This is a genomic window from Streptomyces sp. NBC_01244 (genome assembly GCF_035987325.1).
Taxonomy (GTDB): Bacteria; Actinomycetota; Actinomycetes; order Streptomycetales; family Streptomycetaceae; genus Streptomyces.
On the sequence record NZ_CP108488.1, the window covers coordinates 8,142,014 to 8,155,640 of the forward strand.

General features: G+C 73.0%; 14 protein-coding genes. 7 read left to right on the top strand and 7 right to left on the bottom strand.

What is annotated here, in order from left to right; all coding sequences use genetic code 11:
• Nucleotides 1-14: 14 nt before the first annotated feature.
• A complete protein-coding gene (locus OG247_RS36240; RefSeq protein WP_327256195.1) occupies nucleotides 15-1,253 on the top strand; it encodes a molybdopterin-dependent oxidoreductase in 1,239 nt (412 codons plus the stop codon).
• On the opposite strand, the gene OG247_RS36245 is transcribed toward OG247_RS36240, so the two are convergent.
• On the bottom strand, nucleotides 1,231-1,842 hold the full coding sequence (locus OG247_RS36245) for a hypothetical protein (RefSeq protein WP_327256196.1): 612 nt from the start codon (nucleotides 1,840-1,842) through the stop codon (nucleotides 1,231-1,233). The genes OG247_RS36240 and OG247_RS36245 overlap by 23 nt on opposite strands.
• 143 nt (nucleotides 1,843-1,985) lie before the next feature.
• Between OG247_RS36245 and OG247_RS36250 the strand changes: the two genes are divergently transcribed.
• On the top strand, nucleotides 1,986-2,414 hold the full coding sequence (locus OG247_RS36250; RefSeq protein WP_327256197.1) for a hypothetical protein: 429 nt from the start codon (nucleotides 1,986-1,988) through the stop codon (nucleotides 2,412-2,414).
• 1 nt (nucleotide 2,415) lies between these two features.
• On the opposite strand, the gene OG247_RS36255 is transcribed toward OG247_RS36250, so the two are convergent.
• Nucleotides 2,416-3,294: an AraC family transcriptional regulator gene (locus tag OG247_RS36255; RefSeq protein WP_327256198.1), complete on the bottom strand. Its 879-nt coding sequence runs from the start codon at nucleotides 3,292-3,294 to the stop codon at nucleotides 2,416-2,418.
• A gap of 86 nt (nucleotides 3,295-3,380) precedes the next feature.
• Between OG247_RS36255 and OG247_RS36260 the strand changes: the two genes are divergently transcribed.
• Nucleotides 3,381-4,496, top strand: a complete 1,116-nt coding sequence (locus tag OG247_RS36260; protein ID WP_327256199.1) for a serine hydrolase domain-containing protein — start codon at nucleotides 3,381-3,383, stop codon at nucleotides 4,494-4,496.
• Between the two features lie 87 nt (nucleotides 4,497-4,583).
• Here OG247_RS36260 and OG247_RS36265 read toward each other — a convergent pair whose 3' ends face one another.
• From OG247_RS36265 to OG247_RS36275, 3 genes are read right to left on the bottom strand one after another with little or no spacing between them, the layout of a single operon-like run.
• On the bottom strand, nucleotides 4,584-5,285 hold the full coding sequence (locus OG247_RS36265) for a class I SAM-dependent methyltransferase (RefSeq protein ID WP_327256200.1): 702 nt from the start codon (nucleotides 5,283-5,285) through the stop codon (nucleotides 4,584-4,586).
• Nucleotides 5,282-5,905, bottom strand: a complete 624-nt coding sequence (locus OG247_RS36270) for a TIGR04282 family arsenosugar biosynthesis glycosyltransferase (protein ID WP_327256201.1) — start codon at nucleotides 5,903-5,905, stop codon at nucleotides 5,282-5,284. Before OG247_RS36270 ends, OG247_RS36265 begins: the two co-directional genes overlap by 4 nt.
• Complete coding sequence (locus OG247_RS36275) at nucleotides 5,902-6,624, bottom strand: glycosyltransferase family 2 protein (RefSeq protein ID WP_327256202.1); 723 nt, start codon at nucleotides 6,622-6,624, stop codon at nucleotides 5,902-5,904. Before OG247_RS36275 ends, OG247_RS36270 begins: the two co-directional genes overlap by 4 nt.
• 198 nt (nucleotides 6,625-6,822) lie before the next feature.
• Here OG247_RS36275 and OG247_RS36280 point away from each other — a divergent pair, with 198 nt between their 5' ends.
• Together OG247_RS36280 and OG247_RS36285 are read left to right on the top strand one after the other, a co-directional pair.
• Nucleotides 6,823-7,530, top strand: coding sequence for a response regulator transcription factor (locus OG247_RS36280; RefSeq protein WP_327257760.1), 708 nt, complete (start codon nucleotides 6,823-6,825; stop codon nucleotides 7,528-7,530).
• Nucleotides 7,527-8,672, top strand: a complete 1,146-nt coding sequence (locus OG247_RS36285) for a sensor histidine kinase (protein WP_327256203.1) — start codon at nucleotides 7,527-7,529, stop codon at nucleotides 8,670-8,672. Before OG247_RS36280 ends, OG247_RS36285 begins: the two co-directional genes overlap by 4 nt.
• Before the next feature lie 245 nt (nucleotides 8,673-8,917).
• Here OG247_RS36285 and OG247_RS36290 read toward each other — a convergent pair whose 3' ends face one another.
• Nucleotides 8,918-9,922, bottom strand: a complete 1,005-nt coding sequence (locus tag OG247_RS36290) for an NAD-dependent epimerase/dehydratase family protein (RefSeq protein WP_327256204.1) — start codon at nucleotides 9,920-9,922, stop codon at nucleotides 8,918-8,920.
• Nucleotides 9,923-10,194: 272 nt separating this feature from the next.
• On the opposite strand from OG247_RS36290, the gene OG247_RS36295 reads away from it, so the two are divergent.
• Both OG247_RS36295 and OG247_RS36300 read left to right on the top strand, forming a co-directional pair.
• Nucleotides 10,195-10,548, top strand: coding sequence for a DUF805 domain-containing protein (locus tag OG247_RS36295; RefSeq protein WP_327256205.1), 354 nt, complete (start codon nucleotides 10,195-10,197; stop codon nucleotides 10,546-10,548).
• Between the two features lie 224 nt (nucleotides 10,549-10,772).
• Entirely contained in the window at nucleotides 10,773-12,992 is a 2,220-nt protein-coding gene (locus tag OG247_RS36300; protein ID WP_327256206.1) for an NADP-dependent isocitrate dehydrogenase, read from the top strand.
• A gap of 85 nt (nucleotides 12,993-13,077) precedes the next feature.
• Here the strand turns inward: OG247_RS36300 and OG247_RS36305 are convergent, their stop codons facing one another.
• Nucleotides 13,078-13,530 carry a hypothetical protein gene (locus OG247_RS36305; protein WP_327256207.1) on the bottom strand — a complete coding sequence of 151 codons (453 nt, stop codon included), beginning with the start codon at nucleotides 13,528-13,530 and terminating at the stop codon, nucleotides 13,078-13,080.
• Between the last annotated feature and the right edge of the window lie 97 nt (nucleotides 13,531-13,627).

The window sequence follows — 13,627 nt, forward strand, 5'->3', positions numbered from 1 at the left end:
CTCTCATGGAGGGCATGACTCCGCCCGTGCCTCCGTCCGTACCTCCATCCGTGCCGCCGCCCCCGCCTCCTCTCCCGCCTCCGCCTCCGTCGCCGCCCCCCGCTCCGCCGGAACCCGCCTCCCGCTTCCCGTTCCGCCCGCCCTCCTTCGGCGGCCGGCTGCACGACGCCCGTACCGCCACCCGCCTCGGCCGCTGGCTCGGCGCGGCCTTCGCCGTCTGCTTCCTGACCGGCCTGATCAGCCACTACCTCCAGCACCCGCCCGGCTGGGCCGCGAACTCGCTGCCCAGCCGCCCGGTCTGGGGCTACCGGCTCAGCCAGGGCCTGCACATCGCCACGGGGCTCGCGGCGATCGTGCTGCTGCTGGCGAAACTGTGGACGGTGTACCCGAGGCTGTTCGTGTGGCCCCCGGTGCGCGGTCTGCGGCACGGGCTGGAACGGCTGTCGGTGGCGGTGCTCGTGGCCTCCGCCGTACTCCAGGTCTTCACCGGACTCCTCAACATCGCCGAGTGGTACCCGTGGCCCTTCGGCTTCATCCAGACACACTTCGCGCTCGCCTGGGTGGTGATCGGCTCGCTGCTCCTGCACATTGCCGTCAAGGCCCCCGACATCAAGGCCCATTGGAGCCGCCGGTCGCCCGGAACGCTCGAACTCCCCGCCCGGGACGGCCCGGACCGACGCTCCCTGATGCTCGGTGTCGGAGCAGCCGTCGGAGCCGTCACCCTCACCACCGTCGGACAGTCCTTCACCCCGCTGAAGCGGCTCGACCTCCTCGCACCACGGCACCCCGACCACGGACCGCAGGGCCTCCCGGTCAACCGCACGGCCGCGGCTGCCGGGATCACCGGGCGGGCGGTACGGGACTGGCGGCTGGAGGTGCGGGGCCCCGACCCCTACACCCTGACGCTCGATCAACTCCGTGCCCTGCCCAGGGCGCAGGCGCGGCTGCCGATCGCGTGCGTGGAGGGCTGGAGCGTGGAAGCGCGCTGGAGCGGCGTCCGGATCCGCGACCTGATGGCACGGGCCGGCGCCCCGGCCGGGGCCGGGCTCAGGGTCACCTCGCTGGAAGCGGGCGGCGCCTACCGGGTGATGGAGATGGGCCGGGACTACGCCGAGGACCCGCTGACCCTGCTCGCGCTGGAACTGAACGGGCAGGTCCTGACCGCCGACCACGGCTATCCGGCGCGCGTCATCGCGCCGAACCGGCCCGGAGTGCTGCAGACCAAATGGGTCACCCTGCTGGAGGTGCTTTGAATCCTCCCCGCCCTTGAACGGCGGGAATTCCTGGCTCACGTTGGCTGTGGACCGGCGGCCCATCAGCTCTTGCACGATCGGCACCGGCCGGGTTGAGACCAGCCCGGACCAGCATCACGCGGGCGGAGTTCTTGTCCCTGGGGGACACAGCTCCGCACGCGGTACACGAGTAGGTTCGTTCCGAGAGAGGTAGTGCGTGCTTGTAGTTGAGGCTCGGGTCGGCCTTGGCCTTCTTCTTGAACTTGGGCATCCCCGCCCGCTGCCGCAGCGGCAACCGGGCCTTGATGTCCTTCAAAGCTTTGGCCCGGGACTTCCCGAAGTCTCGCACCAGTTGCTGCTGCGGAACGCTGCAACCAGCGCCCAACCAACCGTTGCGGCTACGGGCCTCGGTCAGCATCCGGTCCAGCCGGGCCGGACCGCACTTCTCATCCTCGGTGCGGGCTCTCTTCGACCGAGCGGCGCATTCGTTCCAGACCCACCGACACCGGTCCCACTCGGCCAACAGCTTGGCGAGACCGGTCGACGGCACACGAAGCCGGTAGGTGAACCGGGCGTGCCCGGTGGCCTCCGTCTCCTGAGATGCCGTCATGCAATCAACCTAGACCAGCCCACTGACAACGACTGAAAGCGCAGGTAACGACAGATGCGCAGAGAACTCCGGCGCTGCACGCTGACGACGGCGGGACCCATTCCTCACCGGGCTGAAGCCCGAGTCATCTTGGGGGAGACCCTGTGAAGAGCGTGCGCCTGCTCCTGGGCGGCGCCGGGCTGCTGCTGATCGCCATCGGCGGCCGGCTGCTGGCCGATCTGCCCGACCCCCTCGACGTGCTGGTGTGGATGGGCGGGGCGCTCGTCCTGCACGACGGGATCATCGCGCCCCTCGTCCTGGCGGGCGGCCTCGCGGTCGCCGCCGTGCCCGCGCGGGGGCTCGTACGGGGGGCCCTGCTGACGGCGGGCGTGCTCGTACTGGTCACCCTGCCCCTGCTGCTGCGACCGGGGACGCCGCCGAACCCGTCGGCCCTGCCGCTGCCGTACGGGCGGAACCTGCTCCTGGTGCTCGCCGCGGTGGCGGTCGCGGCCGGGGCGACGGCGGCCGTGGGACGGTGGCGGCGCTCACGGCCCGGCTCCCGGGAAGCGTCCGCGCCGCGAAGCGGTACGTGACTCAGCCGGCGCCGGCGCCGCCCCGCTCGACGGGGATCCACAGCTGGGAGTCGGTCTCCGCGCCGATCTCCACCGGCTGCGTCAGGAGCAACTCCGGACCCGGCCGGCTCGCGTACGGGTTCGAGGGGAACCACTGGGTGAACACGTCCCGCCACAGCTCCTGGAGGGAGCTCGGGTAGGGCCCGCGGTTGTCGAAGACCGCCCAGGTCCCCGCCGACACGTCGAGGGCGTCGAGATCCTCGGCGGCCGTCCCGGGGCCGGTCGCCACGCCGACCCAGTAGTCCACCTCGGCGCCCTCCTCCCGGCTGTCGGTCAGGTGCACCACCGCCGAGAAGATCCCCTCCGGCTCCCGGCCGGCCAGCGCCTTCATCCGTACGATCGCCTGCTCGTCCAGGCTCTCCACGTGGGCCGTGGCGGCCGCGTTGGGCCCTTCGTGCACGAGGGGCACCCGGGCCTTCCTGCCGACGACCCGGAACGGCGCCTTCTCCACGATCCGGTACCGCATGGTCGTACTGCCCTCGACGACGACACGGAAGGACATGCGGGGCTGCGCGGTGAGCACCGCACCCGTGCGCCGTGCCTCGCCCGGCCCGATGCCGTGCACCGAGCGGAACGCGCGGGCGAAGGCCTCGCCCGAGCCGTACCCGTACCGCACCGCCACGTCCAGCAGGGTCAGCTCCCCGGCCAGCACCTCGGCCCCGGCGAGCGTCATGCGCCGGCGCCGTACGTAGACCGGGAGCGGCATCCCGGCGAGCGCGGAGAACAGCCGCCGGAAGTGGTACTCGGACACCGCGGCGATCCTGGTCACCTCGGCCATGTCGATCTCTTGGTCGAGGCGGGACTCCAGGTGCTCCAACGCCCGGTTCAGCCGCTCCAGCACGCTGTCCGTCCTTCCGCGCCCACCCGACACATCCCGTGCGGGAATTGTCGGGCGGCACGCCGCGGCGCTGCCCGAGGCTTACGCCCATGAACGACATTAAGGGATATTGCGAGCCGCGGTTCGGTGCGGTCCACGAGGCACTTGCAGGGTTGCTGGCCAAGGAGGACGTGGGCGCGTCGGCAGCCGTCTACCTCGACGGCGAGCCGGTGGTCGACCTCTGGGGCGGGTACGCCGACGCGGACCGTTCCGCCGGCTGGGAGCGTTCCACCCTCACCTGCGTGAACTCGACGACCAAGAACTTGACGGCCCTGTGCGCGCTGATCCTGGCCGACCGGGGGCTGCTCGACCTGTCCGCGCCGGTCGCCGCCTACTGGCCCGAGTTCGCCGCGGCGGGGAAGGAGGGCGTGCTGGTGCGGCACGTGCTGTCGCACACCGCGGGGCTGCCGGATCTGCCCGGGCTGCAAGCGGTCGAGGACCTCTACGACTGGGAGCGCGTGACGGCGGGGCTCGCCGCGCAGTCGCCCGCCTGGGAACCGGGAACGGCCGCCGGCTATCACGCGCTCACCTTCGGGTTCCTCGTGGGTGAGATCGTCCGCCGCATCACCGGCCGCGGTCTCGGCGAGTTCTTCGCGCGGGAGGTGTCCGGGCCGCTGGGCGCCGATTTCCACATCGGGCTCCCTGCGGAGCACGACCACCGCGTCGCACCGCTCATCGCGCCGCCGTCACTGACCGACGAGTACGCCGCCAGCGCGCCGCCCGGACCGGACGGCGCACGCCGGGAGGGCGCCGGCGTCGCCGTCCGGGTCAGGGACGTCAACTCCCCGGCCTGGCGGCGTGCGCGGATCCCCGCGGTCAACGGCTTCGGCAATGCCCGCTCCGTCGCCCTGGTCCAGTCGGTCCTGGCGAACCGGGGCACGGCCGGCGGTGTCCGCCTGCTGTCCCCCCGGGGGTGCGAGCCGGCGTGGCAGGAGGTGTTCAGCGGCGAGGACCGTGTCCTGGGTACGCCGATGTCCTGGACGGCGGGCTTCGGGAAGTTCGGCAACACCTTCGGCTGGGGCGGCTGGGGCGGCTCGCTGGTCGTGAGCGATCCCGACGCACGGATGACGGTGGCCTACGTCATGAACCAGATGATCGACCGGGACCGGCAGGAGGACGACCGCGGCATGGAGATCGTCCTGGCCGCGTACGCCGGACTGCACTGACGCCGGACCGCCCTGACCGCGGACCGGACTGACGCCGAACCGCACTGACCGCGGACCGGACCGACGCCGGACCGCACCGACCGCGGCCTACGGGGCTGCGGCCCCGCGCGTCAGTACGGTGAAGGCCCGGCCCGCCGCGGTCCAGTGGCCGGCCGGGGTCCAGTCCGCGGCCGCCGCGTGCCGGGCCAGGGCCGCCGGGCCGACGCGGGCCCAGGGGAACGGCGCCCCGAGGCCGCCGCGGCCGTCGGCCACCCGGACCTCGCAGCGTTCGTCCACGTCGGCCCCGGCTTCCGCCCGCGCGCACTCCACGATCAGCGAGCCGGTCACCGCGAGCACCTCGGCCGTCCGGCGCAGCAGTGCCTCCGGGTCGCCGCCGATGCCGATGTTCCCGTCGATGAGCAGCGCCGTGTCCCAGCGGCCTTCTCCCGGAAGGGTGTCGAATACCGACCGGTGCAGGGCGCTGCCGCCCGAGCGGGCGGTCCGGGCCACCGCCTCCGAGCTGACGTCGATGCCCAGGGCGAGGTGTCCGCGTGCGGCGAGCGCGGCCACCAGCCGGCCGGGGCCGCAGCCGATGTCGAGGACGGCTCCCCGGCAGCGGCCCAGCACCGTCCGGTCGGCGCCGTCCGGAGCCTCGCACCAGCGCTCCACGTCCAGCGGGAGCAGCCATCCGTCGCCCCGGCGCAGGTAGAGCGGCCCCCGGCCGCGCCGCAGGGCCACCGTGTACGGGTCTGCCGACCAGGCGGTGACCGGACCGCGGGCCCGGGCCCCGCCCGAGGTGAGCGTGGTCATCGCGGGACCGGCCGGGTGAGGCCGGCCAGTCGCGCGGCGAAGGCGCCCGCCGGGGCCTGCGCGGCGACCGGACCGGCGTCCTCGGCGGTGTCGACGTCGCGCAGCACGGGCAGCCGGCCGGTGCGCAGCCCGGCCGCGCGCAGCCGTTCGTACTGGACCGCGCCCGTCCCGGGGACCGACATCGGTACGCCGCGCAGCAGCGCGGGGTCCGGGACGGCCAGTCCGAGCGCCCAGAACCCGCCGTCGACGGCGGGCCCGAACCACGCCCCGTACCCCGACCAGTCGACGTCCAGCAGCTCCGGCGTGACCTGCGGGGTGTCCATGCCGATCAGCAGCGCCGGGCCGTCACAGGCGCCGAACGCGGCGGCGAGCCGCAGGTCCAGGCTCCCGGCGCACTGCGGGAGCACCTCGAAGCCGGGCGGCAGCCACGGGCCGGGCCGGCCCTCCAGGACCAGGACCCGGCGCCGTGCGGGGGCCGCGGCCACGGCGGCGAGGGTGTCGGCGAGCGCGGCCTCGGCCAGCGCGGCCGCCTCGACCGGGGTGAACGGCGGGGTGAGCCGGGTCTTGACCCGGCCCGGAACCGGCTCCTTCGCGATCACCAGCAGGGTGGTCGTGCTCATCGCGCACCACCGGAGGGCGCGCCGGCACCCGTCCGTCCGTCCGGCCGACCGTCGGCGGACTGGGCCAGGACGCGGCTCATGTCGCGCACCGCCTGCCAGGTGCCCCGCCAGGTGCCCGTCACCTTCGACTTCCCCGAGCGCGGCAGGTACGGCACGTCCACCTCCCGGACCCGCCAGCCCGCGTCCGCGGCCCGGACCACCATCTGCAGGGGGTAGCCGGAGCGCCGGTCCGACAGGTCCAGCCCGAGCAGGCCCTCCCGTCGCGCCGCCCGCATCGGGCCCAGATCGCGCAGCCGCAGCCCGGTCCTACGGCGCAGCAGCCGGGCCAGCGCCAGGTTCCCGGCGCGGGCGTGCACGGGCCAGGCGCCGCGGCCCTGAGGCCGGCGCCGGCCGAGCATCAGATCGGCCTCGTCCGCGGCGACGGCCGCCACGAGGCCGGTCAGCAGCCCGGGGTCCAGCGAGGCGTCGCAGTCGCAGAAGCAGACGACGTCCGCCTCCGCGGCGAGCAGCCCGGCGTGGCAGGCGGCGCCGAAACCGCGCCGGGACTCGGTGACCACGGTCGCGCCGAGGGCCCGCGCGAGCTCGGCGGAGCCGTCGGTGGAACCGTTGTCCACGACCAGGGCCCGCCAGCCGGCCGGGATGCGCGCGAGGACCCAGGGCAGGGCCTCGGCCTCGTTCAGACAGGGAAGTACGACGTCTACCGTCACGGTTTCGCTCACGGTCTCACCGTAGGAACCGGGGCCGCGCGAAAGGGCCGTGGACTCCTTACGAAACGCGGACGTCGCCCCCACGGCCGCGGTCCGGGGCCCTCGCCGGCGCCCGTGGGTGGGAGGCTGGACGGTATGAGCGGTGACGACGTGAGCAGCAGCGGTGGCGGCGAGGGCGGCGGTGGCGGTACGGAACCGGCGCCCGCGCGGATCCTGGTCGTCGACGACGACCCGACGGTGGCGGAGGTCGTCACCGGCTACCTGAGGCGCGCCGGCTACACGGTGGAGAGCGTCGCCGACGGCCCGGCGGCGCTCGCCCGCGCCGGGTTGATCCGGCCGGACCTGGTCGTACTGGACCTCATGCTGCCGGGTCTGGACGGGCTGGAGGTGTGCCGCAGGCTCCGCGCGACCGGCCCGGTCCCCGTGATCATGCTGACCGCGCGGGGCGACGAGGACGACCGGATCGCGGGACTGGAACTGGGCGCCGACGACTACGTCACGAAACCGTTCAGCCCGCGCGAGCTGGTCCTGCGGGTCACCTCCGTGCTGCGGCGCGCGGCGGCCGCCGGTGCCGCGGGGGCCGCGGGCGCGGGCGCGGCGGAGGCCCGCCTCACGGGCGCCGGGATCACGCTCGATCCGGCCACCCACAGGGCCGCGAAGGACGGACGCGAACTGGCGCTCACGGTGCGGGAGTTCGACCTGCTCGCGCACTTCCTGCGGCATCCGGGCCAGGCGCACGGCCGGGAGGAGCTGATGCGCGAGGTGTGGGGCTGGGACTTCGGGGACCTGTCGACGGTGACCGTGCACGTACGCCGCCTGCGCGCCAAGGTCGAGGAGGACCCCGGGCGGCCGAGGCTGATCCAGACGGTGTGGGGCGTCGGCTACCGCTTCGAACCGGGCGAGGTGGCCGCGGCATGAAGGACATCCTGCTCATCGCGCTGTTCGCGTTCGGCGGGGCCGTGTGCGCGGGGGCGTTCGGCGCGCTCGTGCTGAGGCTGGTGCGGCACCGGTCGGTGGCGGTGTCCCTGACCGTGATCGCCGCCGTGACGGTCACCGCGATGCTGGCCGGGACGCTCGCCGTGGCCCAGGCGATGTTCCTCTCCCGGCACGACCTCGGGGTGGTCACCCTGGTCGTGGCGATGGCCGCGGTGGTCTCGCTCGCCGTGGCGCTGCTGCTGGGGCGGTGGGTGGTGGCCCGCAGCCGGGAACTGTCCCGGGCCGCGCGGGACTTCGGTGACGGCGGCAGCTTCGCGGCGCCGCCGGGGCTGGCGACCGCGGAACTGGCCTCGCTGTCGCGGGAGTTGGCCGCGACGAGCGAGAAGCTGGCGGTGTCCCGGGAACGGGAGCGGGCGCTCGAGACCTCGCGGCGGGAGCTGGTGGCCTGGATCTCGCACGACCTGCGGACCCCGCTGGCAGGTCTGCGGGCGATGTCCGAGGCCCTGGAGGACGGCATGGCGGAGGATCCGGCGCGGTACCACCGGCAGATCCGCACCGAGGTGGACCGGCTGAACTCCATGGTCGGGGACCTCTTCGAACTGTCCCGCATCCACGCGGGGGCGCTGACGCTGAGCCCGAGCCGGATGTCCGTGTACGACCTGGTCGGCGACGCGCTGTCCGGGGTGCACCCGCTGGCGCGGGAGCGCGGGGTGCGGCTCGACGGCGGAGCGGTGGACCGGGTGCCGGTGGAGGTGGACGGCAAGGAGATGACGCGGGTCCTGGCCAACCTGCTGATCAACGCGATCCGGCACACGCCGGCGGACGGCACGGTGGCGATCGCGGCCTCCGTCCCGGCCGGCGGGGGAGCGGTGGTCGTCTCCGTGACGGACGGCTGCGGCGGCATCCCGCCGGAGGACCTGCCGCGGGTCTTCGACACGGGCTGGCGGGGCACCCCGGCGCGGACGCCTCCGGCGGGGGTGGCGTCGGTGCCGGCGCCTCCGGCGGGGGCGGGGCTGGGGCTCGCGATCGTGCGGGGCATCGTGGAGGCGCATGCGGGGCGGGCGGCGGTGCGGAACGTTCCCGGGGGGTGCCGGTTCGAGGTGACCCTGCCGGTGTCTCCCTGAGGCTGGGCCGGCCGGGGGGCCGGGGCCGGGGCCCCGGGGGCGCCGCCCCCGACCCCGCGCCTCAAGCGCCGGCGGGGCCGGATGGTGGTGCCCGCCGTGGGTGGGTGCCGCGCCGTTGCCGGGGACCGGCCCCCGGACCCCCGCTCCTCAAACGCCGGAGGGGCTGGATTTGGCCGGCGACCGCCTGGATCTGCGGGACTGTGGGCTCAAAGGGGCCAGGCGGGGCCGGATTCGACCGGTCGGCGTCAGGCGTGTGCGAAGTCCGTCATGCCCTTCGCGAAGTCGACTTCCGGGCGCCAGCCCAGGTCCGTGCGCAGGCGGTGGGAGTCGGCCGTGATGTGGCGGACGTCGCCCAGGCGGAACTCGCCGGTGACGACGGGGGCGGGGCCGCCGTGGGCCGTGGCCAGGGCCGTGGCCATCTCGCCGACCGTGTGCGGGGTTCCGCTGCCGGTGTTGTAGGCGGTGCACACGCCGAGCGGCGTCGATGCCTCCAGGGCCAGGGCGTTGGCCTCCGCGACGTCCGTCACGTGGACGAAGTCCCGCCGCTGGCCGCCGTCCTCGTAGACCTGCGGGGCCTCGCCCCGCGCCAGCGAGGAGCGGAAGAAGGAGGCCACGCCCGCGTACGGGGTGTCGCGCGGCATCCCCGGGCCGTAGACGTTGTGGTAGCGCAGCGACACCGCCCGGCCGTCCACGCACCGCGCCCAGGAGGCCGCCAGGTGCTCCTGGGTCAGCTTCGTGGTCGCGTACACGTTGCGCGGATCCGTCGGCGCGTCCTCGGCGACCAGGCCCGGCGCGAGCTCCGAGTCGCAGACGGGGCAGTGCGGTTCGAAGCGGCCGGCGGTCAGGTCGGCGGCGCGGCGCGGGCCCGGGCGGACCACCCCGTGGCGCGGGCACTCGTACCGCCCCTCCCCGTAGACCACCATCGAGCCGGCGAGGACGAGGTCCCGGACTCCGCCGTCCGCCATCGCGGCCAGTAGGACCGCCGTGCCGAGGTCGTTGTGGGAGACGTACGCCGGGGCGTCCGCGAAGTCCTTGCCGAGGCCGACCATCGCCGCCTGGTGGCAGACGGAGTCCACCCCGCGCAGGGCGGCGCGTACGGCCTCGGGGTCGCGGACGTCGGCCCGTACGAACGCGGCGTCGTCCGCCGGGGGGACGAGGTCCAGGACGAGGGGATCGTGGCCGCGAAGACGCAGAGTGGTAACGATGTGGGAGCCGATGAACCCGGATCCGCCGGTGACGAGTACGCGCATGCCGGCGACGCTACGGAATTCCGGGGGCCGACGGGGTGTCCCACGCCTTGCCGTAAGACTTCCGTCAGCTCATTTGGTCACGGGCGGTGAGTGGATGGGGGCAGGGTGTCCCAAGTTGCGTCCGATACCAGGGTGTTTGAGTGACCGAGCGGCGAAAAGTAACCCTTTTGGTGCCTTGCCAACTGGCTTGACCGCGACGTAAGCGGGGCATAAGTTCTGCCCCGGCTCGCTCCATCGGGGACCGGCCGGCACACCGTCTCTTGGGGGGACCCATGCACTACTACACCGACGTTCTGAAGAAGTACGCCGTCTTCTCCGGCCGCGCGCGCCGCCAGGAGTACTGGATGTTCGTCCTCTTCGACATCGCCGCGCTGATCATCGCCGCCGTCATCGACGGTGTTCTCGGCACCTCGCCGTGGATCTACCTGCTCTACGCGGTGGCCACCTTCCTTCCGGGTCTCGGCCTCTCGATCCGTCGCCTGCACGACCTCGGCAAGTCCGGCTGGTGGCTGCTCATCGCTCTGATCCCGCTCGTCGGCGGCATCTGGCTGCTGGTCCTGACGGCCACCGAGGGTCAGCCGAACCCGAACCAGTACGGCCCGAGCCCCAAGGCCGTCCACGCCTGAGCAGGTCGGCAGTCGTCGTGCCCGAAGCGCCGCCCCTGGCTGGAAACAGCCGGTGGCGGCGTTTCGCCGTTTGTGGGCGGGTCGGGGCCCTCCCGGCCACCGAGAGTGACGCGCGTCTCGCCCGGGCTTGCGTCGGGGGCTGTCCAGACCGGCCCGATCACGAGATATCTTGATGTCGAGCAATGTTGCAGACGAGAGACGCAGACTGTGGAGCGGAGCATCCGGTGACTGACTCGACCATCATCTACACGCACACTGACGAGGCCCCGGCCCTCGCGACGTATTCGTTCCTGCCTGTGATCCAGGCGTACGCGTCGACGGCCGGTGTGAATGTCGAGACCCGTGACATCTCCCTGGCAGGTCGGATCATCGCCAGCTTCCCCGAGTACCTGGAAGAGGGCCAGCGGATCGCGGACGCCCTCGCCGAGCTCGGCGAACTGGCGAAGACCCCGGGCGCCAACATCATCAAGCTGCCCAACGTCTCGGCGTCGATCCCGCAGCTCAAGGCCGCGGTCGCCGAGCTCCAGGGCCAGGGCTACGCGCTTCCGGACTACCCGGACGACCCGAAGAGCGACGAGGAGCGCGAGAACCGCGCCCGTTACGACAAGATCAAGGGCAGCGCCGTCAACCCGGTCCTGCGCGAGGGCAACTCCGACCGCCGCGCCCCCGCCTCGGTCAAGAACTACGCCAAGGCGCACCCGCACCGCATGGGCGCCTGGACCACCGAGTCGAAGACGAACGTCGCCACCATGGGCGAGAACGACTTCCGCTCCACCGAGAAGTCCGCCGTGATCGCCGAGGCCGGCACGCTGCGCATCGAGCACGTCGACGCCGACGGCGCCGTCACGGTGCTGCGCGACTCCGTACCGGTCCTCGCGGGCGAGGTCGTGGACGCGTCCGTCCTGCACGTCGACGCGCTGCGCACCTTCCTGAACGACCAGATCGAGCGCGCCAAGGCCGAGGACGTCCTGTTCTCCGTGCACCTCAAGGCCACGATGATGAAGGTCTCCGACCCGATCGTCTTCGGCCACGTGGTCCGCGCCTTCTTCCCGAAGACCTTCGCCCGCTACGGCGAGACCCTGGCGGCCGCCGGCCTGTCCCCGAACGACGGCCTCGGCACCATCCTGAACGGCCTGGGCGCGCTGCCCGACGCCGACGCGATCAAGGCCTCCTTCGACGCCGAGATCGCCGAGGGCCCGGCCCTCGCGATGGTGGACTCCGACAAGGGCATCACCAACCTGCACGTTCCGTCCGACGTCATCGTCGACGCCTCGATGCCGGCCATGATCCGCACCTCCGGCCACATGTGGGGCCCGGACGGCGCCGAGGCCGACACCCTCGCCGTCCTCCCGGACAGCAGCTACGCCGGTGTGTACCAGGTCGTCATCGACGACTGCCGCGCGCACGGCGCGTACAACCCGTCCACGATGGGCTCGGTGCCGAACGTCGGCCTCATGGCCCAGAAGGCCGAGGAGTACGGCAGCCACGACAAGACCTTCGAGCTGGCCGCCGCCGGCACCGTCCGCCTCGTCGACGCCTCGGGTGCCACGGTCCTGGAGCAGGAGGTCGCCGCCGGCGACATCTTCCGCGCCTGCCAGACCAAGGACGCGCCGATCCAGGACTGGGTCAAGCTCGCCGTCACCCGCGCCCGCGCCACCGGCGTCCCGGCCGTCTTCTGGCTCGACGAGGGCCGCGCGCACGACGCGCAGCTGATCGCCAAGGTCAAGACGTACCTCGCCGACCACGACACCGACGGTCTGACCATCAAGATCCTGTCGCCGGTCGAGGCCACCGCGTACTCCCTGGAGCGCATCCGCCGCGGCGAGGACACCATCTCGGTGACCGGCAACGTGCTGCGCGACTACCTGACCGACCTGTTCCCGATCCTGGAGCTGGGCACCAGCGCCAAGATGCTGTCGGTCGTCCCGCTGATGAACGGCGGCGGCCTCTTCGAGACCGGCGCCGGCGGCTCCGCTCCGAAGCACGTGCAGCAGCTCGTCAAGGAGAACTACCTGCGCTGGGACTCCCTCGGCGAGTTCCTCGCGCTGGCGGTCTCCTTCGAGCACCTCGCCACCACCACCGGCAACGCCCGCGCCCAGGTGCTGGCCGACACCCTGGACCGGGCGACCGGCACCTTCCTCAACGAGGACAAGTCGCCGAGCCGCAAGCTGGGCGGCATCGACAACCGCGGCAGCCACTTCTACCTCGCCCTGTACTGGGCGCAGGAGCTGTCGCGCCAGACCGAGGACCCGAAGCTGGCCGCCGCCTTCGACCCGCTGGCCAAGACGCTGGCCGAGTCCGAGGAGAAGATCGTCGGCGAGCTCATCGCCGTCCAGGGCGCCCCGGCGGAGATCGGCGGCTACTACCAGCCCGACGCCGCCAAGGCCTCCGCGATCATGCGGCCGTCCGCGACGCTGAACGAGGCGCTCGCGATCCTCGGCTGAGGTTCAGCGCTTCAACGCTTCAACGCTTTACGGGTCCGCCCCGGTCGGCAGTCGCCGACCGGGGCGGACCCGTTTCAGTGCCCGGTCACAGTGGATGCACCTGCTCCCGGGCCAAGGCCAGTGGGTCGCGCCCGGCGGCCAGGACCCGCACCCCGGGGGCCGCGGCGAGCAGTTCGCGCAGCCAGTCCAGGGCCTCGGACGCGAGGTGCTCGCAGCCGTCGAGGACGAGCAGCATGTCGCGCTCCGCCAGCCACGACGCGGCGTTCGGCGTCCCGTAGGGCAGGAACGGCATGCCCGGTACGCACCCCAGCGCGGCCGTCAGGTCGCGGACCCCGAACCGCCGGTCCATGGACACCACGGCCACGCCGTCGTAGAAATTGGACGAGAGCCGTTTTCCGATCTCTTGCACCAATTGACTCCGGGGCTCACGGAACCGACCGGTGACGGTCAGCACCTTGCCCCGCCGCACGGCGGTGAAAAGACGGGACAGCTCCGCCGAGGTCGCCGGGAACGTACCGGCGCCTCTGGAATCCCCCATCGACACGATGCCCCCTGCATGCGTGACCTGCGGCAAGAGGGTTGTTTCAAGCCGCATGGAGACGATTATGCGCCACTTTTCGCGAAAGGCCAGTGGA